This window comes from Thioalkalivibrio sp. ALE16 (assembly GCF_000381305.1).
GTDB lineage: Bacteria > Pseudomonadota > Gammaproteobacteria > Ectothiorhodospirales > Ectothiorhodospiraceae > Thioalkalivibrio.
Window position 1 is genome coordinate 24,698 of sequence record NZ_KB906370.1, and the last position, 23,891, is coordinate 48,588.

Annotated in this window: 21 protein-coding genes; 8 read left to right on the plus strand and 13 right to left on the minus strand. The window is 68.3% G+C overall.

The window, feature by feature from the left end:
- Positions 1-271 precede the first annotated feature (271 nt).
- The 13 genes from prmA to F627_RS0112685 form a co-directional block, all read right to left on the minus strand.
- Positions 272-1,153 carry a 50S ribosomal protein L11 methyltransferase gene (gene prmA / locus F627_RS0112625; RefSeq protein WP_018876619.1) on the minus strand — a complete coding sequence of 294 codons (882 nt, stop codon included), beginning with the start codon at positions 1,151-1,153 and terminating at the stop codon, positions 272-274.
- Between the two features lie 31 nt (positions 1,154-1,184).
- Positions 1,185-2,531, minus strand: coding sequence for an acetyl-CoA carboxylase biotin carboxylase subunit (accC, locus tag F627_RS0112630; protein WP_017942601.1), 1,347 nt, complete (start codon positions 2,529-2,531; stop codon positions 1,185-1,187).
- Positions 2,532-2,562: 31 nt separating this feature from the next.
- Entirely contained in the window at positions 2,563-3,024 is a 462-nt protein-coding gene (gene accB, locus F627_RS0112635; RefSeq protein ID WP_019584252.1) for an acetyl-CoA carboxylase biotin carboxyl carrier protein, read from the minus strand.
- Positions 3,025-3,033: 9 nt separating this feature from the next.
- Complete coding sequence (aroQ, locus tag F627_RS0112640; protein WP_018865466.1) at positions 3,034-3,474, minus strand: type II 3-dehydroquinate dehydratase; 441 nt, start codon at positions 3,472-3,474, stop codon at positions 3,034-3,036.
- 172 nt (positions 3,475-3,646) lie between these two features.
- Complete coding sequence (locus F627_RS0112645; protein WP_018865467.1) at positions 3,647-4,309, minus strand: OmpA family protein; 663 nt, start codon at positions 4,307-4,309, stop codon at positions 3,647-3,649.
- Between the two features lie 104 nt (positions 4,310-4,413).
- Positions 4,414-5,262, minus strand: a complete 849-nt coding sequence (aroE, locus tag F627_RS0112650; RefSeq protein WP_019584253.1) for a shikimate dehydrogenase — start codon at positions 5,260-5,262, stop codon at positions 4,414-4,416.
- The gene (gene hemB / locus F627_RS0112655; protein ID WP_018876617.1) at positions 5,259-6,275 is read right to left on the minus strand and encodes a porphobilinogen synthase; all 1,017 of its coding nucleotides are present in this window, start codon (positions 6,273-6,275) and stop codon (positions 5,259-5,261) included. The genes aroE and hemB overlap by 4 nt, the downstream gene beginning before the upstream one ends.
- A 23-nt stretch (positions 6,276-6,298) precedes the next feature.
- Entirely contained in the window at positions 6,299-7,228 is a 930-nt protein-coding gene (hemF, locus tag F627_RS0112660) for an oxygen-dependent coproporphyrinogen oxidase (protein WP_018876616.1), read from the minus strand.
- Between the two features lie 16 nt (positions 7,229-7,244).
- Positions 7,245-7,850, minus strand: a complete 606-nt coding sequence (locus F627_RS0112665) for an L-threonylcarbamoyladenylate synthase (protein WP_019584254.1) — start codon at positions 7,848-7,850, stop codon at positions 7,245-7,247.
- A complete protein-coding gene (locus F627_RS0112670) occupies positions 7,837-10,413 on the minus strand; it encodes a DNA topoisomerase I (protein WP_019584255.1) in 2,577 nt (858 codons plus the stop codon). Before F627_RS0112670 ends, F627_RS0112665 begins: the two co-directional genes overlap by 14 nt.
- A gap of 141 nt (positions 10,414-10,554) precedes the next feature.
- The gene (locus tag F627_RS0112675) at positions 10,555-11,040 is read right to left on the minus strand and encodes a DUF494 family protein (RefSeq protein ID WP_018876613.1); all 486 of its coding nucleotides are present in this window, start codon (positions 11,038-11,040) and stop codon (positions 10,555-10,557) included.
- Positions 11,037-12,176 carry a DNA-processing protein DprA gene (dprA, locus tag F627_RS0112680; protein ID WP_019584256.1) on the minus strand — a complete coding sequence of 380 codons (1,140 nt, stop codon included), beginning with the start codon at positions 12,174-12,176 and terminating at the stop codon, positions 11,037-11,039. Before dprA ends, F627_RS0112675 begins: the two co-directional genes overlap by 4 nt.
- A 21-nt stretch (positions 12,177-12,197) precedes the next feature.
- Positions 12,198-13,358 (minus strand): LysM peptidoglycan-binding domain-containing protein, encoded by a 1,161-nt coding sequence (locus F627_RS0112685; protein WP_019584257.1) that lies wholly within the window; start codon positions 13,356-13,358, stop codon positions 12,198-12,200.
- A gap of 142 nt (positions 13,359-13,500) precedes the next feature.
- Here F627_RS0112685 and def point away from each other — a divergent pair, with 142 nt between their 5' ends.
- The 8 genes from def to F627_RS0112725 all read left to right on the plus strand — a co-directional run bounded on the left by def (position 13,501) and on the right by F627_RS0112725 (position 23,854).
- Entirely contained in the window at positions 13,501-14,034 is a 534-nt protein-coding gene (gene def, locus F627_RS0112690; protein WP_018865476.1) for a peptide deformylase, read from the plus strand.
- Positions 14,034-14,999, plus strand: coding sequence for a methionyl-tRNA formyltransferase (gene fmt / locus F627_RS0112695; protein WP_018879675.1), 966 nt, complete (start codon positions 14,034-14,036; stop codon positions 14,997-14,999). Before def ends, fmt begins: the two co-directional genes overlap by 1 nt.
- Positions 14,999-16,357: a 16S rRNA (cytosine(967)-C(5))-methyltransferase RsmB gene (gene rsmB / locus F627_RS0112700; RefSeq protein ID WP_019584258.1), complete on the plus strand. Its 1,359-nt coding sequence runs from the start codon at positions 14,999-15,001 to the stop codon at positions 16,355-16,357. Before fmt ends, rsmB begins: the two co-directional genes overlap by 1 nt.
- Positions 16,357-16,935 (plus strand): DUF4390 domain-containing protein, encoded by a 579-nt coding sequence (locus tag F627_RS0112705; RefSeq protein WP_018865479.1) that lies wholly within the window; start codon positions 16,357-16,359, stop codon positions 16,933-16,935. The genes rsmB and F627_RS0112705 overlap by 1 nt, the downstream gene beginning before the upstream one ends.
- A gap of 187 nt (positions 16,936-17,122) precedes the next feature.
- Complete coding sequence (locus tag F627_RS0112710; RefSeq protein WP_018865480.1) at positions 17,123-19,327, plus strand: ATP-binding protein; 2,205 nt, start codon at positions 17,123-17,125, stop codon at positions 19,325-19,327.
- Complete coding sequence (locus F627_RS0112715; protein WP_019584259.1) at positions 19,324-20,703, plus strand: sigma-54 dependent transcriptional regulator; 1,380 nt, start codon at positions 19,324-19,326, stop codon at positions 20,701-20,703. Before F627_RS0112710 ends, F627_RS0112715 begins: the two co-directional genes overlap by 4 nt.
- Positions 20,704-20,726: 23 nt before the next feature.
- Positions 20,727-22,106 (plus strand): Trk system potassium transporter TrkA, encoded by a 1,380-nt coding sequence (gene trkA, locus F627_RS0112720; protein ID WP_018876609.1) that lies wholly within the window; start codon positions 20,727-20,729, stop codon positions 22,104-22,106.
- Between the two features lie 293 nt (positions 22,107-22,399).
- On the plus strand, positions 22,400-23,854 hold the full coding sequence (locus tag F627_RS0112725; RefSeq protein WP_019584260.1) for a TrkH family potassium uptake protein: 1,455 nt from the start codon (positions 22,400-22,402) through the stop codon (positions 23,852-23,854).
- Positions 23,855-23,891 lie beyond the last annotated feature (37 nt).

Below are 23,891 nucleotides of genomic sequence, written 5' to 3' on the forward strand. Positions count from 1 at the left end.
GATCAATGTACACATTCGCGCTCGAGTCGCTTTTGCGTGCGAACAAGGCGCGGTGACTGCCGTGCAGTCATTCTGCACAAGGGAGCCGCAACGCTGTGCGCGCGCAAAAGCGGCCGAGCCCCTGCTTTCAATGGCTTGTGGGGTTGGCACCCCAGGTTCCCCGATCCTGCGTTGCGCCGCTTGCGGGTAGAACCACTACCCGCTGCACGACGCGCCTTGTCTCGGAAAACCTGGGGTGCCAACGCGAGTGTGTACATTGATCAGTGTTTCCCTAGCGCCGGCGCCCGCCGAGCAGGGCCCAGCCTTCGCGGCAGTCCTCGACGCCAATGTCAAAGGCATCGGAATAGGCCGCGATGACCTCGTCCGCCTGGCGTTCCAGCAGACCGGCCAGCAGGATACGCGCGCCGGGTTTCGCGGCCCGCGCGAGCTCCGGGGCCAGGTCGATCAGCGGCTTGGCCAGGATGTTGGCCAGCACCAGATCGTATTCCGCCGTCGGGACCGGGTGGTCGGTCAGACCGGTTTCCAGTCGCTCGGGCGGGATGGCGTTGGCATCGGCATTGCTGCGCGTGGCCTGCACCGCCTGCTCGTCGATGTCGATGCCCAGCGCATGCCGGGCGCCCAGCTTCAGGGCCGCGATGGCGAGGATGCCGGAGCCACAGCCGTAGTCCAGCACCTCCTGATCCCGCGGCGGCTGCTGGGCCAGCGCGGCCAGGCACATCGCGGTGGTCGGGTGGTTGCCGGTGCCGAAGGCGAGGCCGGGGTCCAGGCGCACGAAGGTGCCCTCCTCGATGGCCGGCTCGTCCTCCCAGGACGGCACGATCCACAGCGAACTGCCGCAGTGAATGGCGCCGAGGCCGTCGAGGCCGGCGCGCACCCAGTCCTGGTCTTCGATGGGCTGGACCTGGATCGCCTCGGGGGCCTGTGCCTGGCGCTCCAGCGCGGCGGCGGCGAGGTCCGCCTGGGTGGTGTCCGGGAATACCGCCTTCAGGCGCACAGTGGACCACAGTGGGTGGGTGCCCAGTGGGGGTTCGAACAGCGGCTCGTCGGCGGCGTCGAACAGCTCGACGCTGACCGCGCCGAGTTCAAAAAGCGTGTCTTCCAGCGGCTCGGCCTGTTCCGGGCTGATCTGGCATTCGAGTTCGGCAAGGCTCATGGCGTCAGGCTCTGGTGGTTGCGGAAAGGGCTCAGGCCTGTGCCTTCAGCTTCTTCTCGAGGTAGTGGATGTCGGTCTCGCCGCGCTGGAAATTGGCGTCGATCATCAGGTCGTGATGCAGGGCGACGTTGGTCTGGATGCCGTCTACCACGATCTCGCCCAGGGCCCCGCGCATGCGGGCCAGCGCGATCTCGCGGCTGTTCCCGTGGGCGATCAGCTTGCCGATCATCGAGTCGTAGTAGGGCGGCACGGCGTACCCGTTGTAGATGTGGGTATCCATGCGGATGCCCGGCCCGCCCGGGGCGTGGTACTGCTGGATAGTCCCGGGGCTGGGCATGAAGGTGCCGGGGTCTTCGGCATTGATGCGGCACTCGATCGCATGGCCGCTGATGTGCACATCGTCCTGGGTGTAGCCCAGCGGTTCGCCGGCGGCGATGCGGATCTGCTCGCGCACCAGGTCGATGCCGGTGACCTGCTCGGTGACCGTGTGTTCGACCTGCAGGCGGGTATTCATCTCGATGAAGTAGAACGCCCCGTTCTCGTACAGGAACTCGAAGGTGCCGGCGCCGCGGTAGCCGATGTCCTGGCAGGCGCGGATCAGGCGTTCCGCCATGGTCTGGCGCTGTTCGTCGCTGATGCCGGGGGCCGGGGCCTCCTCGATTACCTTCTGGTGGCGGCGCTGCATGGAGCAGTCGCGCTCGCCCAGGCATACGGCGTTGCCGTGGGTGTCGGCCAGGATCTGGAACTCCACGTGGCGCGGGTGTTCCAGGTATTTCTCCATATACAGGGTGTCGTTGCCGAAGCCCTGCTGGGCCTCGTTGCGGGTCAGCGAGATCGCGTTCAGCAGCGCGCCCTCGGTATGCACCACGCGCATGCCGCGACCGCCGCCACCGGCGGCGGCCTTGATGATGACCGGGTAGCCGATCTCGCGCGCCAGGGCCAGGTTGGTGTCCGGGTCGTCGCCCAGGGCGCCGCCGGAGCCGGGTACGCAGGGCACGTTGGCCTCCAGCATTGCCTGCTTGGCGGAGACCTTGTCGCCCATCAGGCGGATGGTCTCGGCGCGCGGACCGATGAAGGAGAAGCCGGAGGACTCCACCCGCTCGGCGAAGTCCGCGTTCTCCGACAGGAAGCCGTAGCCGGGGTGGATCGCGCCGGCATCGGTGACTTCGGCCGCGGCGATCAACGCGGGGATGTTCAGGTAGCTCTCGCCGGAGGCCGCGGGGCCGATGCAGACGGATTCGTCCGCCAGGCGGACATGCTTCAGGTCGCGATCGGCGCTGGAGTGTGCGGCGACGGTGGCGATACCCATCTCGCGGCAGGCGCGCAGGACCCGCAGGGCGATCTCGCCGCGGTTGGCGATCAGAATCTTTTCAAACATGCTCGGACCTGTTGGCAGGGAATCGGAGGGTTCAGCCGATGATGAACAGCGGCTGGCCGTATTCCACCGGGTTGCCGTTCTCGACCAGGATGTCGCGGACCGTCCCCGCCTGGTCGGCCTCGATCGGGTTGAGCATCTTCATCGCCTCGATGATGCACAGGGTCTCGCCGACCTCCACGGTCTGCCCGACCTCGACGAACGGCTTCGAGCCCGGGCTGGGTGCGCGGTAGAAGGTGCCGACCATGGGGGCGGTGACCCGGTGACCGTCCATCTCCGGGGTCGCGTCCGCCACGTCGGCCGGGGCGGCTGCGGGCGGTGCGCCGGCTGGTGCCGGTGCCGCGGCGGGCAGAGGGGCCGGGGCCGGTGCGGCGACGGCGGTGCCGCTGGCCGAGCGGGTGATGCGGACCGACTCCTCGCCTTCGTGGATCTCGATCTCGTGGATGCCGCTCTCGTCGAGCAGGTCGATCAGTTTCTTGACCTTGCGAATGTCCATGGAAGCCTCTTATTCCTTGATAGCCGCGAGCGCCGCATCGAGCGCCAGCCGGTAGCCAATGACGCCGAAGCCACTGACCAGACCGGCGGCGACATCGCTCAGACGCGAGGTCTGGCGAAAGGGCTCGCGGGCGTGGATGTTGCTGATATGGATCTCGTAGAACGGGATGGCAACACCCAGCAGGGCATCGCGCAGGCTGACACTGGTGTGGGTCAGGCCACCCGGATTGATCAGGATGCGTTGCACGCCCTCGCCGGGGGCGGCATGGATGCGGTCGATCAGGTCGCCTTCATGGTTGCTCTGGAAGCAGTCGAAGGAGGTGTCGGCCTGTTCCGCCCGAGCCCTCAGGTCGGTCTCGATATCCGCCAGGGTCTGCGCGCCGTAGCGCTCCGGCTCCCGCTGTCCCAGCAGGTTCAGATTGGGGCCGTTGAGCAGCAGTATGGACGCCATGGCAGGGGGAATCGGTAGCGATCCTGTCGAGAATGGACGCGATTGCACCGAAAAATGACGGTGCGACGAATGTTCGGGATTTTGCCGCAGGAGGGGTGGGGGTGTCCAGCGCGGAGGGTGCCTTGGGCGCGCCGGTACCGCGCCCGGCGCGGTGCCGGCGTGCGGGTTTCGATCAGTCGGCGGTCAGCGGGAACAGGGTCAGTTCCACCCTGCGGTTCTGCTGGCGGCCCGCCTCGGTGTCGTTGGTGGCGACCGGCTGGTGCGGTCCGAAGCCGATGGTGTGCACGCGCACCGGCTGCACACCGCGGCGGATCAGGGCCTGCCCCACGCTCTGGGCGCGGCGCTCGGATAGGTCCATGTTGTATTCGACGCGACCGGTGCTGTCGGTGTGGCCGGCGACTTCGATGCCGGTCTGGTCGAACTCCTCCAGGACCAGGGCCACCGAGTCCAGTACATCCTGGAATTCCGGCTTGATGTCGCTGCGGTCGAAATCGAAGGTGATGTTGCTCGGCATGTTGAGGATGATGTTGTCGCCGTCGCGGGTCACGCTGACGCCGGTCCCGCGCAGCTGCTCGCGCAGGGCATCCTCCTGACGATCCATGTAGTTGCCGATGGCGCCGCCGGCCAGGGCGCCGATGCCGGCCCCGATCATCGCGCGCTGGGTGCGGTTGCGGCTGCTGGTGACGCTGCCGAGCACGGCACCGGTGGCCGCGCCGATGCCGGCCCCGATGGTGGCGCGCGAGACGCGTTCTTCCCCGGTGTATGGATCGGTGGTGGTGCAGCCCATCACCAGGACCAGGGCACTGGTGGCGGCCAGGGCGAGGATGCGTTGCATGGTTCGTCTCCCGTAATCCGGTGGTCCGCCACGGCGGCGGGTCTGTCACCGGGCAGCTTGCGGCCAGCCGGGTGAACCGTCCATGAATCCGGAGAATGGGTGGGCTATTGGCCGTCGATTTCGTGACGCAGTTCGCGCAGCACCGGGGCGGTTTCGGGGTGCACCCCGCGCCAGATCGCGAAGGCCTCGGCGGCCTGTTCCACCAGCATGCCGAGCCCGTCGCTGCCGTTGCTGCACCCCGCCGCCTCGGCCCAGCCAAGGAAGCGCTGGGCGCCGGCCCCGTAGACCAGGTCATAGGCCAGGCTGTCCGCTTGAACCAGATGGGTGGGGAGGTCCAGTGCGTCCTCGCCGAGGCCGGTGGCCGTGGCGTTGACCACCAGATCGAAGGGGCCCTGCGGCAGCGTGTCCAGGCCGCAGGCGGCCAGCCGGGTGGCCGGGGCGATATCGCGAAAGGCCTCGACCAGCCCCTCCGCGCGGGCGACGGTGCGGTTGGCGATGACCAGGGCCTCGGGTCCCCCCTCCAGCAGTGGCTGCAGCAGGCCACGGGTGGCGCCCCCGGCACCCAGGATCAGGATGCGGCGGCTGCGCACGTCGAAGTTCAGGCGGTCGAGGTCGCGGCAGAAGCCGACGCCGTCCGTGTTGTCGCCATGGATGCGGCGCTCGTCGTCGCGCCACAGGGTGTTCACGGCACCGGCGTGTCGGGCGCGATCCGTGAGGACACGGGCCAGGGCAAACGCCTCTTCCTTGAACGGGACGGTCACATTCAGGCCCCGGAACCCGGAGGAGAACCACGCCCAGACCTCCTCGGCGAACTGCCCCGGGGTGCCCTGCAGGGTCTCGTAGGTCAGGTGCTGCCCGGTCTGCTCGGCGAACAGGGCATGGATGCGCGGCGACAGCGAATGGCGGATCGGGTTGCCGACCACCGCGTAGCGATCCGGGCGCGGCTCGCTCATCGGGCCGCGTCCTCCGCCAGCCATTCGGCCACGGTGCGGGCGTAGTAGGTGAGAATGCCGTCGGCCCCGGCGCGCTTCATGCCGGTCAGGGCCTCCAGCACGCAGGCGCGCTCGTCCAGCCAGCCGCGTTCGGCGGCGGCCTTGAGCATCGCGTACTCGCCGGAGACGTGATAGACGAAGGTCGGGCGCTGGAACTCGTCGCGGATGCGGCGGACCACATCCAGATACGGCATCCCCGGTTTGACCATCACCATGTCGGCGCCTTCGGCCAGGTCGAGCGCGACCTCGTGCAGGGCCTCGTCGCCGTTGGCCGGGTCCATCTGGTAGGTCTCCTTGCCGCCCTTGCCCAGATTGCCGGCCGAGCCCACCGCATCGCGGAACGGCCCGTAGAAGGCCGAGGCGTACTTGGCGGAGTAGGCGAGGATGCGCGTGTGCACGTGCCCGCCGTCCTCCAGCACGGTGCGGATCGCGCCGATGCGTCCGTCCATCATGTCGGAGGGGGCGACCACGTCGGCGCCGGCCGCGGCATGCGACAGCGCCTGCTTCACCAGGGCCTCGACGGTGATGTCGTTCACAACAAAGCCGTCGTCGTCGATGATGCCGTCCTGGCCGTGGGTGGTGAACGGGTCCAGGGCGACATCGGTGATCACGCCGAGCTCGGGGTGGGCCTGCTTCAGTGCGCGTACCGCGCGCTGGGCCAGGCCCTCGGGGTTCCAGGCCTCGGCGGCATCCAGGCTCTTCTTCTCGCCCGGGACCACCGGGAACAGGGCCAGGGCCGGGATGCCGAGGCGCACGGCCGCGGCCGCCTCCTCCAGCAGCAGGTCGATGCTGACGCGCTCCACGCCGGGCATCGACGGCACCGCCTCGCGTACCCCCTCGCCCTCGGTGACGAAGACCGGCAGGATCAGGTCGTCCGCGCGCAGGTGGTGCTCGCGCATCAGGCGGCGGGAGAAGGCGTCGCGGCGCATGCGGCGCGGGCGGCCGGCGGGATAGGGGGCGATCGGTGCGGTCATGCGGGTCATCCTTGTTGGCGTAGTCAGCCAGCGGACTCGGTCAGCCAGTCGCGCGGCTTCAGATAGCGCTCGTAGAGTTCGGCCTCGGGCGTACCGGCTTCCGGCTGGTAGTTGTATTCCCAGCGCACCAGCGGCGGCAGCGACATCAGGATCGACTCGGTGCGCCCGCCCGACTGCAGGCCGAACAGGGTACCGCGGTCGTAGACCAGGTTGAACTCGACATAGCGCCCGCGCCGGTAGAGCTGGAACTGGCGCTCGCGCTCGCCGTATTCGGTCGCGTGGCGGCGTTCGACGATCGGGCCATAGGCATCCAGGTAGGCGTTGCCGACGCTCTGCATGTAACCGAAGGCGTGCTCGAAGCCGCCCTCGCTGAAGTCGTCGAAGAACAGCCCGCCGACGCCGCGCGGCTCGTCACGGTGCTTGAGGTGGAAGTACTCGTCGCACCACTTCTTGTGCGCCGGGTAGAGGTGCTCGCCAAACGGGCGACAGGCAGCCTCGGCCGTGCGGTGCCAGTGGATGCAGTCCTCGTCAAAACCGTAGTACGGGGTCAGGTCGAAGCCGCCGCCGAACCACCAGATCGGCGCCTCGCCGGGCTTCTCCGCGATGAAGAAGCGCACGTTCGCGTGCGAGGTCGGTACATACGGGTTGTGCGGGTGGATTACCAGCGACACGCCGGTGGCCTGGAACGAGCGCCCGGCCATCTCCGGACGGTGCGCGGTGGCCGAGGCCGGGAGGTTGTCGCCCATCACATGGGAGAAGTTGACCCCGGCCTGTTCGAAGACCCGCCCCTCGCGCAGCACGCGGGTACGGCCGCCGCCGCCGGCGGGGCGCTTCCAGGCGTCCTCTTCGAAGCGGGCCTGGCCGTCCAGGCCCTCGAGGCCCTGGCAGATGCGGTCCTGCAGGCCCTGCAGGTAGTCGATCACGCGGTCGATGGAGACGTTGTCCTGGCTCATGCTGCGTCCCGGTTGATCAGTTGTCGGTATGGGTGTCGGGTTCCGGCGCGCCCCGGAGCCAGGCCCCGGTGCGGGCGTCGCGGATCGCGCTGGGTGCGGTGCGCCCGCCACATTCTGCCTGCAGGATTGCATCGATGCCGGCCCCGAGTTGTGAGGCAACGCAATCCCAGCTGCGGCAGGGCTCCGCGCCCGCGCGGTTGGCGCTGGTGGAGACCAGCGCGCTTTCGGCGGCCGCGCACAGCGCGCGCGTCCCCGGATGGGCGGTGACGCGTACCGCGAGGCTGTCGTGTTCACCGCGCAGTAGCGGCGGGCAGGCATCGGTGACGGGCAGCAGCCAGGTGGTCGGCCCCGGCCAGCTGGCGTCGATCTCGGCGTGGTGCTCGGCCGGCAGCGGCGCCAGCCAGGGCGCGAGGCGCTCCAGCCGGTCGGTGACCACGATCAGCCCCTTGGCGGCCGGGCGACCCTTGATCTCGAGGATGCGATCGATCGCCCGGGGGTTGTCCGGGCGGCAGCCGAGACCAAAGACTGCCTCGGTGGGGTAGGCGATCACGCCGCCGTCGCGCACGCACTGTGCGACGGGTTCGATCTCGGTGCTGAGCAGTGGGGCCTTATTCGGATCCACGGTCGCCGGAGGGCTGGGCACTCAGGCGGCTGTCGCCATCGCCGGATTTCGCGCTGCCGGATTTGGCGGTCGAAGCCTTCTTCGCCGGGGCCTTCTTCGATGTGCTCGTCTTCGACGTGCTCTTCTTCGGGGCGGTCTTTTTCGTGCCCGTCTTGCTGGCGGCCTTCTTGGTGGTGGCCGCCTTTTTCGTGGTCGTCTTCTTCGCGGTCGACGACTTGGAGGCGGTCTTCCCGGAGGACTTGCCGGTCGACTTGGCCGCCCCCTTGCGCCCACGGCCCTTGCGTTCCGGGGCGGCGGCGATCAGTTCCTGGCACTGGTCCAGCGTCAGGGACTTGGGATCGGTCTCTTTCGGGATCTTGGCGTTCTTGTTGCCGTCGGTCACATACGGTCCGTAGCGGCCGTTGAGGACCTGGATGCCCTCTTCGTCGAAGCTCTTGATGAAGCGTTCGGCGTCCTTTTTCTTCTTCTCGGCGACAATCTCCAGCGCGCGCGGCAGCTCGATGGTCCAGACGTCGTCGTCCGGCCCGAGGGAGGCGTACTTGGAACCGTACTTCACGTACGGTCCGAAGCGGCCGATGTTCACCATCACCGGCTCGCCCTCGGGCGTCTCGCCGAGGTCGCGCGGCAGCTTGAACAGCTCCAGCGCCTCGTCGAGGGTGATCTTGTCCATCTTCTGCCCGGGCAGCAGGCCGGCGAAGCGCGGCTTCTCCTCGTCGTCCTTGGTGCCGATCTGCACGATCGGGCCGAAACGGCCCAGGCGCACGCTGACCGGGCGCCCGCTCTGCGGATCGGTGCCCAGCTCGCGTGACTGCACGGCCTCGGCGCGGGTGACGTTCTCTTCCTTCTCCTTCACCCGGTCGCGGAAGTCGCCCCAGAAATCCTCCAGCACCGGGACCCAGTCCTTCTCGCCGCGCGAGATCGCATCCAGCTCGTCCTCGAGCTTCGCGGTGAAGTCGTAGTCCACGTAGCGGTCGAAGTGCTGGGTCAGGAAGCTGTTCACGATCCGGCCGGTGTCGGTCGGGATGAAGCGCTTGCCGTCCATCTCCACGTACTCGCGTGACTGCAGCGTGGAGATGATGCTGGCGTAGGTCGACGGACGGCCGATGCCGTATTCCTCCAGCGTCTTCACCAGGCTGGCCTCGGTATAGCGCGGCGGCGGCTCGGTGAAGTGCTGGTCGGCGGTGACCTCTTCGAGTTGGACCGTGTCGCCCTCGGCCATTTCCGGCAGGCGCTTGTCCTCGTCGTCATCCTGCGCGTCGTCGCGGCCCTCCTGGTAGACCGCGATGAAGCCGGGGTCGACCAGGGTGGAGCCGGTGGCGCGGAACTGGTGCTGGCTGTCGCCCGGGACCAGGTCGGCGGCCACGGTGTCGAAGGTCGCGTGGATCATCTGGCAGGCGACGGTGCGCTTCCAGATCAGGTCGTACAGCCGGGCCTGGTCGCTGCTCAGGCGCTCGCGGACCTCGTTCGGCAGACGGCGCACAGAGGTTGGGCGGATGGCCTCGTGGGCCTCCTGCGCGTTCTTCGACTTGGTCTTGTACTGGCGCGGGCTGTCGGGGACGTTGTTGGCCCCGTAGCGCTCCTCGATCAGGCCGCGGATCTCGCCGATCGCCTCGCCGGCCAGGGCCACCGAGTCGGTACGCATGTAGGTGATCAGGCCGATCGCGCCGGAGCCCAGATCGATCCCCTCGTACAGCTGCTGCGCGGTGCGCATCGTGCGGCTGGCGGTGAAGCCCAGCTTGCGCGAGGCCTCCTGCTGCAGGGTCGAGGTGGTGAACGGCGCCGCCGGGTTGCGGCGGCGCTGCTTCTTTTCGACCTTGGCGACGCGCAGCTCGCCATTCGCGGCGTCGGTCAGACGCTTCTGGGCATCGTGCGCGAGCTCGGCGCTGTTCAGGTCGAACTGGTCCAGCTTGTTGCCGTCCAGGTGGGTCAGGCGCGCGGTGAACGGCTGGCTCTGGCGCTCGACCTTCGCATCCAGGGTCCAGTATTCGCGAGGGACGAAGGCCTCGATCTCGTTCTCGCGCTCGCAGATCATGCGCAGCGCCGGGCTCTGCACGCGCCCGGCGGACAGGCCGCGCTTGATCTTGCGCCACAGCAGCGGGGAGAGGTTGAAGCCGACCAGGTAGTCCAGCGCGCGGCGCGCCTGCTGGGCATCGATCAGTGGCTTGGCCAGGTCGCGCGGTTCCTCGATCGCCTGCTGGATCGCCTTCTTGGTGATCTCGTGAAACACGACGCGATGCACGCCGCGATCGTCCAGCAGGCCGCGGTCACGCAACACCTCGTAGAGATGCCAGGAGATCGCCTCGCCTTCACGGTCAGGGTCAGTCGCAAGGATCAGGTCGTCGGATTTCTTCAGCGCCTTGGCGATCGCCTCGATCTGTTTCTCGCTGCGCTCGATCACGTCGTACTTCATGCGGAACCCGTTCTCCGGGTCCACCGCGCCCTCCTTGGGCACCAGGTCGCGCACATGGCCATAGGAGGCCATGACCTGGTAGTCCGGGCCGAGATACTTCTCGATGGTCTTGCCCTTGGCGGGCGACTCTACGATGACGAGGTGCTTGCTCATGTCGCTCGGGACCGTCTCCGTGGCAGCGGGTTCCGTATCGGGGCGATCGCGGTCGCATGGCAGCGACCGGGTTCACGGGCGCTAAAGACTAGAGGAGGAAATGCCCGTTGGCTACCGCGCGCCTTTCGCAAGACGGAGAAATCAGTGCAGATAATCCACGGCCGCGGGGCCGGCATCGTCGCGCATGACCTCTTCCAGGCGGGAATAGGCGATCGCGTCGTCGGGCTGGTTGAACAGCACCATCAGCACCACCCAGCGCAGCTGGTCGAGGTCGATCTCCTCGGCGTCCAGCTCCATTACGCGGTCCAGCACCAGCTCGCGGGTGCCGGCGGTCAGCAGGCCGTTTTGCTCCAGGTGCAGCAGGAAGCCATGGGCCTCGGTATCCAGGCGTTTTTGCTCTTCCGGGGCATAGATCCGCTGGGCGGCGCCGTCGCCGCCGCGCCCGGCCAGGGGGGCCTCGCTCATCAGGCGGTCCAGCCAGCCCAGAGCGCGGTCGATCTCGCGGCGGGCAAAGCCGGCCTCCACCAGGTGGCGTTCCAGCTCCGAGCGGTCCGGCTCCTCGTCGGATTCCTCGTCGATGGTGTGCTCGAAGAGATACATGAGCACATCCAGCACATTCTCGTTCATGATTCGGGGGATCCTGCGTCGAGGCGCTGGTAACGCCCGTGGTCGAGGGCGGCCACACGGCCATGGAGTTCAAGCAAAACCAGCATGGATGAAAGCTGTTCGATGGTCAATTTGGTGCGTTCGCGCAGGGTTTCCAGCGGGACCGGGTCGAATCCCATCGCGTTCAGTACGCGTTCCTGCTCCGGATCCAGCGGGTCGGAGGCGGGTTCGGCCGCGGCCGGAGGCGCATCGGGCGCGACGCCCAGCCAGTCCGCGAGGTCATCCAGGATCTCCTCGGCCGACTCCACCAGCTGGGCGCCATCGCGGATCAGCCGGTGGCAGCCGCGGCTGGTCGGGCTCAGCACCGAACCGGGGACGGCATAGACCTGGCGCCCCTGTTCGGCAGCCAGCCGTGCGGTGATCAGGGATCCGCTCTTCAGCGCCGCCTCGACGACCAGGGTCGCCAGTGACAGGCCGCTGATCACGCGGTTGCGCTGCGGGAAGTTCCGCGCCAGCGGCCGGGTATCGGTGGGCCACAGCGAGACCACCAGGCCATGGTCCGCGATGCGGTGCGCCAGGCGCCGGTGCTGGGCGGGGTAGATGCGGTCGGGCCCGGTGGCCACGACCGCGATGGTGCGCCCGCCGGGCGCGGCCAGGGCGCCTTCGTGGGCGGCGCCGTCGATGCCCCGGGCCAGGCCGCTGGTGACCGTCAGCCCGGCCCCGGCCAGCTCGCGGGCGAATTCCGTGGCCAGGCGCTCGCCCTGCGGGGTGGCCTCACGGCTGCCGACGATCCCCACCTGCGGGCTGCGCAGCAGCTCGCGCGCGCCGTTCAGGTACAGCACCGGGGGCGGGTCGGGGAGTTCCGCCAGCAGGGGCGGGTAGTCGGGGTCGTCCAGACACAGCAATGTGTGCCGGGGGTCGGCATCCAGCCAGGCCTGGTCGGCCTTTGCCCCGGTATCGCGGGCCTGGCGGGCGGCGGTGTCCAGCTTGAGGTCGACGCCCGCGCGCTGCCATTCGGCCGCGGGGGCGGCCAGGGCGTTGCCCGGGGAGCCGAAGGCCTCGACCAGTTGCAGCAGGCGCCGCGGGCCGAGGCCTGGGGTGTTGATCAGTTGCAGCCAGTCCTCGTGCGGGGCGGCTGTCGCGCCGGCATCACGCATGCAGCCTGGCCGCAGGCCCGGTCAGGGGGTGCGAACCTTGTCGCCCTCGCGCAGGGTGCGCTCGGCCTCGGTCACCAGCACATAGGACACCTTCTCGAAGGTCTGGAAGACCATGACGGTGCCGACTTCCTCTTCCGGCAGGGTGACCACCTCGTTGGCGCGATCGCTGATCGGGTCGCGGACCTCGCGCCCGGCGGTGAAGGCGGTCAAGACCTGGCCGTTCTCGATGCCGTCGCGTTCACCACGGTTGATGATGGCGGCCTGCAGCTGGCCGATCTGGCTGAGGGCGTCGAACAGCGAGATGATCGTGCCCTCGGTACCAGCCGGCGGGCGCCCGATGTCGAACAGCATGTCCTGCTCTTCGGCGTATGGGACCAGGCGGTCACCGCGGATGGCCTCGCGCTCGCCCTTGCGGATGTCGGCGCGGGCGACGTTGCCCGGCTCGATGATCTCGGCCTCGCCCACCGGCAGGGTGGCGACGCCCAGGTCCTCTCCGGTGTCCGGATCGGTCAGCGCGCCGTCGTGGCGAACGATGTGATAGAGCTCGTAGCGTTCGGTGTCCTCGGCGTTGCGCACATACACCCGGTCGCCTGGGCCGAAGATCACGCGCTCGTCCTGCGAGGCGAGGATGTAGGGGGCGTTTTCCAGGGTTTCCTCGTCCAGCACCTGTGGACGGAACATGAACGACTGCAGGGTGGAGATCGGGGAGACGTCCTCGTCGCGCTCCACCACCCGTGCTTCCGGCGACAGGCGATGCGTCGGGCGCACCCGCGGCCCGCCGTCGACCGTGATGCGCGGCCGGCCGTCCACGTAGTGGATGCTCAGCACGTCACCCGGATAGATCAGGTGGGGATTCTCGATCTCCGGGTTGACCAGCCAGATCTCCGGCCAGTACCACGGGTCCTGCAGGAACATCGCGGAGATGTCCCAGAGGGTGTCGCCCTTCTTCACGACGTAGCGTTCGGGCGCGGATTCGCGGATCTCCGGCTCGGCCTCGGGGGTCGAGCGTTCATCCTGGGCTTCGCGCGCCGGGCGGGCTTCGGCCTGCGCCGTGCCGGAATCGGAGGCGGTCGTTTCGCCGCCGCCGTTCTCGGGTGTGGCCGCGCAGGCGCCCAGCAACAGCGTTACACTGAACAGAATGCCCGGCAGAACGAAGGTCGTGGTGGCCCTGGTCTTGTACATTTGGTGTCCCCTGTCAGGTCCGCGCGCTCCCCGAGCCTTCCTGTGGCCCGGCCCCCAATCGGATGACGCAATTCCGCGGATATTGCGGTCCAACGTTAGCAGAATTGCGACATCTGTACAGTACAAAGTTTGAGGTTTTTTCATGGCCAAGCGTGAAATCCTGCACTTCCCCGACCCCCGGCTGCGGCTGAAGGCCGAGCCGGTCGCCGAGGTGGACGACGAAATCCGCACCCTGGTGGACGACATGTTCGAGACCATGTACGCCGCGCCCGGCATTGGTCTGGCCGCCACCCAGATCAACGTGCAAAAGCGTGTGCTGGTCGCGGATGTCTCCGAGGACCAGAGCGAGCCGCATGCCTTGATCAACCCGGAGATCCTCGAGACCTCCGGTGAGGAGGAAATGGACGAGGGCTGTCTGTCCGTGCCCGGCTTCTACGAGAAGGTGCAGCGCGCCGACCGGATTCGCGTGCGTGCCCTGGGGCGTGACGGCCAGCCCTTCGAGCTGGACATCGATGGCCTGCTGGCGGTGTGCATCCAGCACGAGATTGACCACCTCGACGGCAAGCTGTTTGTCGATTACCTGTCCAGCCTGAAGCGCAGCCGCATCCGAAAGAAGCTGGAGAAGCAGGGCGGGCGCTCCGGAGCCGGTGACAAGACCGCGGTCCCCGCGGTCTGATGGGAGTGGCGGACACGGACGTCGAGTCCCTGCGCATTGTCTATGCCGGGACGCCGGATTTCGCGGTTCCCGCGCTGCAGGCCCTGATCGACGGCGGGCATGCCCCGGTCGCGGTCTATACCCAGCCGGACCGACCGGCGGGGCGTGGGCGCAAGCTGCGTCCGGGCCCGGTCAAGCAGGTCGCCGAGGCCGCCGGCCTGCCGGTGGTGCAGCCGGAGAGCCTGAAGTCCGCCGAGGCCCAGGCCGAACTTGCCGCCTGGCGCCCGGACATCCTGATTGTCGCAGCCTACGGGCTGATCCTGCCCCGCGCCGTACTCGCGATCCCGCCGCTGGGCGGGCTCAATATCCATGCCTCGCTGCTGCCGCGCTGGCGCGGCGCGGCGCCGATCCATCGCGCGATTCTCGCGGGGGACGAAGAGACCGGTGTCTGCCTGATGCAGATGGCCCCGGGGCTGGATGCCGGCCCGGTGCACGCCTGCCGTCGCGTCCCGATTACACCGGAGACCACCACCGGTGAGCTGCACGATGTCCTCGCCCGCGAGGGGGCGGAGCTGCTGGTGGAGCAGCTCCCGACGATTGCCGCGGGTGCCTCCGCACCGTGGCCCCAGGATGATGCGCAGGCCAGCTACGCCCGAAAACTGGAGAAACAGGAGGCCTGGATGGACTGGTCGCAGCCGGCCGCGGCCCTGGATCGACAGGTGCGGGCCTTCAACCCCTGGCCGGTGGCGCAGGCCGGCTGGCAGGGGCAGGCGCTGCGGGTCTACGCGGCGACCCCGTTGGAGGTCGCGGCGAATGCAACGCCCGGAACGATCATGGATGCCGGGCCGGAGGGCGTGGATGTGGCCACCGGCGACGGCATCCTGCGCCTGCGGACCGTTCAGCTGCCCGGCCGCCGCCCGGTCGCGGCGGCGGACTGGGCCCGCAATGCGGACCTGCCCGGCCAAACCCTGACCGGGGCGGTCTGATGGCGGGCAAGCCGAAACGCGTGGTGCCCTCGCGGGTGGATTCGCGCTCGCCGCGTCAGCGCGCGCTGGAGGCGGTGGAGCGCGTAGTGCTGCAGGGGCAGTCGCTGACCCGGGCGGTGGAGCTGGTGACCGAAGGGCTGGCGGCGCGCGATGCCGCCTGGGTGCAGGCGCTCGCCTACACCACCTTGCGCTGGTACCCGCAGCTGGCGGGGCTGGTCGATGGCTTTCTGGATCGGCCGCTGCGCAAGAAGGATGCCGTGATTGGTGTGCTGCTGGCGCAGGGACTGGCCGAGGTGCTGCATTTCGGGACGCGCGATCACGCGGCGGTGCGGGAGACCGCCGAGCTGGCGCGCGAGATCCATCGCCCTGGCGCGGTGGGCCTGATCAACGCGGTACTGCGCCGCGCCCTGCGCGAGCAGGACGAACTGGCGAGCCGGATCGAGGGCGACCCGGTGCTGCGCTATGCGGTCCCGGAATGGCTACTGGAGGCGATTCGCGATGCCTGGCCGGAGGACTGGGAGACGCTGCTGGAGGCCTCGACCCGCCCCGCGCCGATGACCCTGCGGGTCAACCTGCACCGTGGCAGTCGCGAAGCGGCGCTGGAGGCCCTGTCCGCCGCCGGTATCCCGGGGCGCGCGTACCCGGCGCTGGCCAGCGCGCTGACTCTGGATGACCCGGTCGATGTGGCCGCCCTGCCGGGGTTCGCTGACGGGGCGCTTTCGGTCCAGGACGCCTCGGCGCAATGGGCCGGGCCGTTGCTGGGGCCGCGGCCCGGCGAACGGGTGCTGGACGCCTGTGCGGCACCCGGCGGCAAGACCGGGCATTTGCTGGAACACGCGGGTGGCGATCTGGATCTGACCGCGCTGGACAACGACCCCGAACGCCTGGAACAGGTACGCGAGAACCTCGACCGGCTGGGCTATGACGCCCGCCTGGTCGCGGCGGATCTGGACGCCACCGATGACTGGTGGGACGGCGAGCCCTTCGACGCGATCCTGCTGGATGTTCCCTGTTCCGCCACCGGCGTGATCCGGCGTCATCCGGACATCAAGACCCTGCGCCGGGCCGATGACATCCCGCGCCTGGCGGCGGAGCAGGCCCGCCTGCTGGCCGGCGCCTGGAAGCTGCTCCGCCCGGGCGGCCGGTTGCTGTATGCCACCTGTTCGCTGCTGTCGGCGGAGAACGAGGCGGTGGTCGCCCCGTTCGTCGCGGCGACCGCGGATGCCCGCGCCCGGCCGCTGGAGGGCGAGTACGCCATCCCCGGTAGCAAGCCCCGCGCGGCAGGTGTATCGCTGCCGCTGGGGCTAGAGGACGGGGACGGCTTCTATTACGCGCTGCTGGAGAAGAAGGCCCCCTGATGCCGGGGCGTTCATCGTGGCGGGGCGGGCCCCTGACGGCGCTGTGCGGGCTACTGGCCCTGCTGGCGCTGCCGGTGACGGCGAGCGCGGTGGAGATCCGCGCCGCGAATCACATGTGGCTGGATGATGCCACCGTGCTGGTGCGCCTCGATATCGACATGCGCCTGCCCGCGGTGCTGGAGGACGCCCTGGCCAACGGCGTGACGCTGGAGTTCGAGGCGCAGACGCGGCTGGAACGCGGCCGGCGGGTCGGGCGCGATACCCTTGCCAGCGAGACGCGTCGCGTCCAGCTGCAATACTTCGCCCTGAACCGGCACTATCTGGTAACCGCGGTGACCGACGAGCGCATGGACCTGAAACCGACCCTGGGGGATGCCCTGGACCTGGTCGCCCGGCGGCTGGGGCGGCTGCGTCTGGACGAGGTTCCGGACGCGGTGCGCGAGAATCCCGGCGAGTTCGATCTCGCGGCGCGGCTGACGCTGGTGTATTCCGCGCTGCCGCTGCCCCTGCAGCTGGATGCCGGTTTGCGCGGTGATCTGACGACCCGACAGGAGTGGCGGCGATGGTCGCTGGATTAGGGAAGCGCTGGTCAACGTACACGCTCGCGCTCGAGTCGCTTTTGCGCGCGCGAAAGCGGCCGAGCCCCTTGGGGTTGGTACCCCGGGTTCCCCGATCCGGCGTTGCGGCCCTTGCCGGTAGAATGGCTACCGGCTGCGGACCGCGCCTTGTTTCGGAAAACCTGGGATACCAACGCGAGGGTGTACGTTGACCAGCGTTTCCCTAAGAGGCTTCCCGTGGGGGCTCCTCGGCATCGGGCTCCTGTTCGCGCTGCTGCTGACCTCGCTGGTGGTGATGGGCGATGCGGCCCAGAACCAGGCGCGCTTCGAACAGGTGTTCCTGTGGCTGCTGGTGTTCCATGTGGCCGTGCTGGTGGTGCTGGGTGGGCTGATTATCTATCAGCTCGTGCGCATGGCGATCCAGTATCGCCGCGGGGTGCCCGGCAGCCGCCTGACGCTGCGCCTGGTGGCGGTGTTCATGCTGGTGGCCGTGCTGCCGGTGTCGGTCGTCTACTACTTCTCCTTCAAGTTCCTGAACGAGGGCGTGGATTCCTGGTTCGACGTGCGCGTGGAGTCGGCGCTGGAGGATGCGCTGGAGCTGTCGCGCTCGTCGCTGGATCTGCGGGTGCGCCAGCTGGCGACCGAGACCCAGGAACTGATGAGCGACCTCGAGGGGGTCTCGGAAGGCCTGGTTCCGCTGGCGCTGAACGACTATCGCCGCCAGGTCGGGGCGCAGGAGTTGACGCTGGTCGGTTCCAACAACCGCATTATCGCCTCCAGTACCGACAGCCCGATCCGCCGCCTGCCGACCCCGCCGGGCTCCGACATCCTGATGCGGGTGCGCCCGGAGCAGCCGTATTCGCGCCTGGAGCCGCAGTCCGACGGCTCGCTGATCATCCGCGTGGTCGCCACCACCAGTAGCCGCCGTCCGGGCTCGGAGAATCGCATCCTGCAGGGCATTTACCCGGTGGATCCGCGCATGAGTGCGCTGTCGCTGCGGGTCCAGGATGCCTTCGCCGATTACCGCGAGTTCGCCTACCTGCGCGGGCCGATGATCCAGGGCTTTGTGTTTACCCTGTCACTGGCGCTGGCGATCTCGCTGATGGCCGCGCTGTGGGCCGGACTGCTGGTGGCGCGGCGCATGGTGCGCCCGATCTCCGATCTGGTGCAGGGCACGCGCATGGTCGCGCAGGGCGACTACAGCACGCGCCTCGCGGTGCAGCGCGCCGACGAGCTGGGCTTCCTGGTGCAATCGTTCAACACCATGACCCGTACCCTGAACGAGGCGCGCGACGAGGCCGAGCGCAATCGCCGCCTGCTGGACGCCGAGCGCGCCTACCTGGAGAGCGTGCTGCAGCATCTGCGCTCCGGCGTGCTGGCGCTGGATGGCAGTCTGCGCCTGCGCACGGCGAACGCCGCGGCCAGCGAGATCCTGGAATGCGACCTGCAGGGCGCGCGCACCCGGGTGATGTCCGAGCTGGGTGACGAGTGCCCGTTGGTCGCACAGTTCTTCGAGGCGATCAGTGACGCCCTGGTGCGCCAGGAGGCCGAATGGTCGCGTCAGGTGGTCGTCTTTACCCGCAGCGGGCGCAAGGTCCTGATGACCCGCGCGGTGTGGTTGCCGACCTCGGGCTCCAGCCGCGGCCTGCACGCCATCGTGTTCGACGATATGACCGAGTTCCTGAAGGCCCAGCGCGACGCGGCCTGGGGCGAGGTGGCGCGGCGTCTGGCCCACGAGATCAAGAACCCGCTGACGCCGATCCAGCTCTCCGCCGAGCGCCTCTCGAGGCGCCTGGGCAAGGTGCTGGAGGGGGCCGACCGCGAGGTGCTGGACCGTGCCACCGGCACCATCGTGCAGCAGGTGGAGGCGATGAAGACCCTGGTCAACGCCTTCCGCGACTATGCCCAGGCGCCGCAGCTGGAGCGCGCCTCGGTGGACCTGAACCAGCTGATCCGCGATGTCTGCGAGCTGTACCTCGACCAAGACGGCCGCTCGCGCGTGGATGTCACGCTGGATGCGGAACTGCCGCGGATCCATGGCGACGCCGGGCGCCTGCGCCAGCTGCTGCACAACCTGATCAAGAACGCGCTGGAGGCGGGCAAGGGCCACGAGGACATGGAGGTGCATGTGGCCACCGCTTACCTCGACGACCCGGCGGGTCCGCACATCGAGCTGCGGGTGACCGACACCGGTCCCGGCATCAAGCCGGAGTTCCTCGAACGGATCTTCGAGCCCTACACCACCGACAAACCGCGTGGAACCGGTCTCGGTCTGGCGGTCGCGCAGAAGATCGTGGAGGAGCATGGCGGCATGATTGAGTGCCATAATGCGGAATCCGGGCGGCATGGGGCGGTCTTCCGCATCCGCATTCCGGTGGAGCATGGTCCGGTGGTTCACGAGGAGCCCGAATGAGCGAAGCCTACATACTCGTGGTCGACGACGAGCCGGACATCCGCATGCTGCTGCAGGATGTGCTGGAGGACGAGGGCTACCAGGTAGCCCTTGCCGGCTCCGTGGCCGAGGCCAAGGCCCAGCGCCGCAGCCGCCGTCCCGATCTGATCCTGCTGGATGTCTGGATGCCGGACGGCGACGGCATCTCGCTGCTGAAGGAGTGGAGCGACGACGAGGGCCTGCCCTGCCCGGTGGTGATGATCTCCGGCCATGGCAATGTCGAGACCGCTGTGGACGCCACGCGACTCGGGGCCTACGACTTCATCGAGAAGCCGCTGTCCATCGACAAGCTGCTGATCACCCTGAACAACGCCCTGGAGGCCGCGCGCCTGCAGCGCGAGAACGTGGGCCTGAAACGCCATGCCGGCACCGTGCACGACCCGGTCGGCAGCAGCGCCACCATGGTGAACCTGCGCGACCAGGTGCAGCGCATGGCGCAGCACGATACCTGGGTGCTGATCACCGGCGAGCCGGGGGTGGGCAAGCAGACCTTCGCGCGCCTGCTGCATGCGCGCAGCGCGCGGCGCGAGAGCCCGTTCATCGTGGTCTCGGTGGGTTCGCTGTCCGGCGATGAGGCGATTGCCGAGCTGTTCGGCAGCGAGCAGGGCGAGCATGTGCGCTACGGCCTGCTGGAGCAGGCGGCGGGCGGCGTGCTGTTCCTCGACGAGGTCGCGGAGATGGACCTGCAGACCCAGGGCCGGCTGCTGCACGCGCTGGATACCCAGCGCATCACGCGCATCGGCGGCAACCAGCCGATCAGCGTGAATGTGCGCGTGATCGCGGCCAGCCAGTACGACCTGGCCGAGGCGGTGGAGCAGGGCCACTTCCGCGAGGACCTCTACTACCGGCTCAATGTCCTGCCGCTGGCGATCCCGCCGCTGCGCGAGCACCCGGAGGATATCCCGGAACTGCTGGAATGCCACATGCGCCACCTGCACCAGCAGGAGGGCCTGCCGGTGCGCGCCTTCCAGCGCCCGGCACTCGAGCGGCTGCAGCAGTACCACTGGCCCGGCAATGTGCGCGAACTGCGCAATCTGGTGCAGCGGCTGATGATCCTGGGCTCCGGCGACGAGATTACCCGCGACGAGGTGGAACGCACCCTCAGCGGGCAGCCGCAGCGCGCGGAGGAGGCTGGCGAGGGCACAGTGGCCATCCCCGACCTGCCGTTGCGCGAGGCGCGCGAGCAGTTCGAGCGCGAGTATCTGCAGCAGCAGCTGGAGCGTTCCGAGGGCAACATGACGCGCCTGGCGGAACGGGTGGGACTGGAGCGCACCCATCTGTACCGCAAGTTCAAGGCGCTGGGGATCGACCCCAAGCGTGTGAAATCCGATAGCTGAATCCGCTCCGGGACGGGAGACGCATGAAGCACATCATCATCCTCGGGGCCGGGCAGGTCGGCCAGTCGCTGGCCGAGGCGCTGAGCGCCGACGGGATCGACATCACCGTGGTCGACTATCGCTCCGAGATGCTGGCGGATCTGGAAGACCGCTACGACATAAAAACGGTACACGGCTTCGCTGCGCACCCGTCGGTGCTGGAGGCGGCCGGGGCGCGGGACGCGTCCATGCTGATCGCGGTGACCAATTCCGACGAGACCAACATGGTGGCCTGCCAGGTGGCCTCCACGCTGTTCAACGTCGAGACCAAGATCGCCCGGGTACGGGCGCGCGACTATCACGAGACCCCGGCGCTGTTCGCCCAGGATGCGATGCCGGTGGACATGCTGATCTCGCCCGAGGCGATCGTGACCAGCCATATCCAGCGGCTGATCGAGCACCCCGGCTCGCTGCAGGTGCTGGAATTCGCCGAGGGGCGGGTATCCCTGGTCGGCGTGCGGGCCTACTACGGCGGGCCGCTGGTCGGCCACGAGCTGAAGAACCTGCAAAGCGACATGCCCGGGATCCATACCCGAGTGGCCGCGATCTTCCGCAAGGACCGGCCGATTCAGCCGGATGGCTCCACGGTGATCGAGGCGGACGACGAGGTCTTCTTTGTCGCCGCGAAGAAGAACATCCGCGCGGTGACGTCCGAGCTGCGCAAGCTGGAGAAGCCCTACAAGCGCATCCTGATTGCCGGCGGCGGCAACATCGGCGAGCGGCTCGCCGAGACGCTCAGCAAGCGCTACCGGGTCAAGGTGATCGAGCGTGACTCCGAACGCGCCGACCACCTGGCGCGGACGCTGCCCAGCAATGTGCTGGTCCTGCACGGGGACAGCTCGGATGACCGTTTTCTCGAGTCCATCAACGTCGAGCACAGCGATGTGTTCTGCGCGGTCACCAACGACGACCAGGCGAATATCTTTGCCGGGATGCTGGCCAAGCGCTGGGGCGTGCGCAAGGTGATGTCGCTGATCAATCGCCCCAGCTACGTGGACCTGCTGCAGAGCGGGACCATCGATGTCGCGATCTCGCCGCAGCAGGCGACCATCGGGGCCCTGCTGGCGCGGGTGCGCGAGGGTGGTACTGCCACCGTGCATACCCTGCGGCGCGGGGCGGCGGAGGCGATCGAGACGGTGGTCAACGGCGATGCGCGCACCTCGCAGGTGGTCGGGCGGCGGGTCGACGAGATCGACTTCCCCGAGGGTACGAGCCTGGGCGCGGTGGTCCGCGAGGAGGAGGTCATCATCCCGCACCGGGACACGGTCATCGAGGCCGGCGACCATGTGATCCTGTTCGTGACCGACCGGCGCAAGGTGAAGCAGGTCCAGCGCCTGTTCCAGCCCACGGCACTGTTCTTCTAGGGAAACACTGATAAATGTACACACTCGCGTTGAGATCCCAGGTTTTCCGAGACAAGGCACGGTGCGCAGCCGGTAGTGGTTCTACCGGCAAGGGCCGTAATGCAGGATCGGGGAACCTGGGGTCCCAACCCCGCGGTGCTCGGCCGCCCGTTGTTATCAGAAACGGGCGCGCGCACGGCGTTGCGGCTCCCTTGTGCAGAATGACTGCACGGCAGTCACCGCGCCTTGTTCGCACGCACAAGCGACTCGAGCGCGAGTGCGTACATTCATCAGTGTTTCCCTAGGCGGCGCCGATGCTGCATCTCGCCTCCACCGCCCGGTTGCTGGGCGTCCTGCTGACGCTGTTCAGTCTGGCGATGCTGCCGCCGGCGGCCATCGGCTTCCTGTACGGGGAGGCCACCGCGCTGGTGTTCCTGCAGGCCTTTGCCCTGCTCCTGCTGATCGGCGGGCTGCTGTGGGCCCCGCTGTACCGGATGCGTCAGGAACTGCAGGCGCGCGACGGCTTCATCCTGGTGGTGCTGTTCTGGCTGGGGCTGGGCATCGCGGGCGCGACCCCACTGTTCCTCGATCCGAGCCTGCAGATCTCCTTTACCGACGCGGCCTTCGAGTCGATGTCCGGGCTGACCACCACCGGGGCCACGGTGCTGACCGGGCTGGACGACCTGCCGCGCTCGCTCCTGTGGTATCGCCAGCAACTCCAGTGGATGGGGGGCATGGGCATCATCGTGCTGGCGGTGGCCATCCTGCCGCTGCTGGGCGTCGGCGGGATGCAGCTGTTCAAGGCCGAGACCCCGGGGCCGATCCGCGACAATAAACTCACCCCGCGCATCGCCGAGACCGCGCGCAACCTCTGGTACATCTACCTGGGCCTGACCGTGGCCTGCGCGCTGGCCTACTGGGCCGCCGGCATGGATGCCTTCGATGCCGTCGCGCATGCCTTCTCCACCGTGGCAATCGGCGGGTTTTCACCTTATGACGCGAGCATCGGTCATTTCGACAGCGCCCTGATCGAAAGCGTTGCCATCGTGTTCATGATCATCGCGGGCATGAACTTTGCGCTGCACTTCCTGGTGATCCACCGGGCGACCGTCGCCCCCTATCGCCGCGACGAGGAACTGCGGACCTACCTGCTGCTGCTGGCCGGAGCCAGCGTTGTGGTGGTGATCTTCATGCTCGCGACCGGCTTCGCCAGCGACACCACGGAGGCCCTGCGCAAGGGCCTGTTCCATGTGGTGTCGATCGCGACTACGACGGGTTACGCCACCGACAGCTTCTACCTGTGGCCGGGCTTCCTGCCGGTGCTGTTGATCTTCCTGTCATTTATCGGCGCCTGTACCGGATCGACGGGGGGCGGTATGAAGGTGGTCCGTGTGCTGCTGCTGATGAAGCAGGGGCTGCGCGAGATCAAGCGGCTGATCCACCCGCATGCGCGGATCACCGTGAAGGTGAATGGCAAGGAGGCGCCGGATCGCGTGGTCCAGGCCGTGTGGGGCTTTCTCGCCGCCTACGTGATGGTGTTTGTCGTGATGATGCTGTTGTTGATGGTGACCGGGCTGGATCAGGTCACCTCGTTCTCGGCGGTCGCGGCGACGCTGAACAACCTCGGGCCGGGTCTGGGCGAGGTCGGGGCGAACTATTCCGGAATCAACGACTTCAGCAAGTGGGTGCTGGTGTTCGCCATGCTGATGGGGCGCCTGGAAATCTTTACCGTGCTGGTGCTTCTGTCGCCGGCCTTCTGGCGGCGTTAGCCTGAAGGGATCGTTTGACCGGCGGCGCGGGAGGTGC

Excerpts from the sequence above, each read along its gene's own strand:
- prmA (WP_018876619.1), bottom strand. The coding sequence starts at position 1,153 with ATGAGCCTTGCCGAACTCGAATGCCAGATCAGCCCGGAACAGGCCGAG.
- accC (WP_017942601.1), bottom strand. The coding sequence starts at position 2,531 with ATGTTTGAAAAGATTCTGATCGCCAACCGCGGCGAGATCGCCCTGCGG.
- accB (WP_019584252.1), bottom strand. The coding sequence starts at position 3,024 with ATGGACATTCGCAAGGTCAAGAAACTGATCGACCTGCTCGACGAGAGC.
- aroQ (WP_018865466.1), bottom strand. The coding sequence starts at position 3,474 with ATGGCGTCCATACTGCTGCTCAACGGCCCCAATCTGAACCTGCTGGGA.
- F627_RS0112645 (WP_018865467.1), bottom strand. The coding sequence starts at position 4,309 with ATGCAACGCATCCTCGCCCTGGCCGCCACCAGTGCCCTGGTCCTGGTG.
- aroE (WP_019584253.1), bottom strand. The coding sequence starts at position 5,262 with ATGAGCGAGCCGCGCCCGGATCGCTACGCGGTGGTCGGCAACCCGATC.
- hemB (WP_018876617.1), bottom strand. The coding sequence starts at position 6,275 with ATGACCGCACCGATCGCCCCCTATCCCGCCGGCCGCCCGCGCCGCATG.
- hemF (WP_018876616.1), bottom strand. The coding sequence starts at position 7,228 with ATGAGCCAGGACAACGTCTCCATCGACCGCGTGATCGACTACCTGCAG.
- F627_RS0112670 (WP_019584255.1), bottom strand. The coding sequence starts at position 10,413 with ATGAGCAAGCACCTCGTCATCGTAGAGTCGCCCGCCAAGGGCAAGACC.
- F627_RS0112675 (WP_018876613.1), bottom strand. The coding sequence starts at position 11,040 with ATGAACGAGAATGTGCTGGATGTGCTCATGTATCTCTTCGAGCACACC.
- dprA (WP_019584256.1), bottom strand. The coding sequence starts at position 12,176 with ATGCGTGATGCCGGCGCGACAGCCGCCCCGCACGAGGACTGGCTGCAA.
- F627_RS0112685 (WP_019584257.1), bottom strand. The coding sequence starts at position 13,358 with ATGTACAAGACCAGGGCCACCACGACCTTCGTTCTGCCGGGCATTCTG.
- def (WP_018865476.1), top strand. The coding sequence starts at position 13,501 with ATGGCCAAGCGTGAAATCCTGCACTTCCCCGACCCCCGGCTGCGGCTG.
- fmt (WP_018879675.1), top strand. The coding sequence starts at position 14,034 with ATGGGAGTGGCGGACACGGACGTCGAGTCCCTGCGCATTGTCTATGCC.
- rsmB (WP_019584258.1), top strand. The coding sequence starts at position 14,999 with ATGGCGGGCAAGCCGAAACGCGTGGTGCCCTCGCGGGTGGATTCGCGC.
- F627_RS0112705 (WP_018865479.1), top strand. The coding sequence starts at position 16,357 with ATGCCGGGGCGTTCATCGTGGCGGGGCGGGCCCCTGACGGCGCTGTGC.
- F627_RS0112715 (WP_019584259.1), top strand. The coding sequence starts at position 19,324 with ATGAGCGAAGCCTACATACTCGTGGTCGACGACGAGCCGGACATCCGC.
- trkA (WP_018876609.1), top strand. The coding sequence starts at position 20,727 with ATGAAGCACATCATCATCCTCGGGGCCGGGCAGGTCGGCCAGTCGCTG.
- F627_RS0112725 (WP_019584260.1), top strand. The coding sequence starts at position 22,400 with ATGCTGCATCTCGCCTCCACCGCCCGGTTGCTGGGCGTCCTGCTGACG.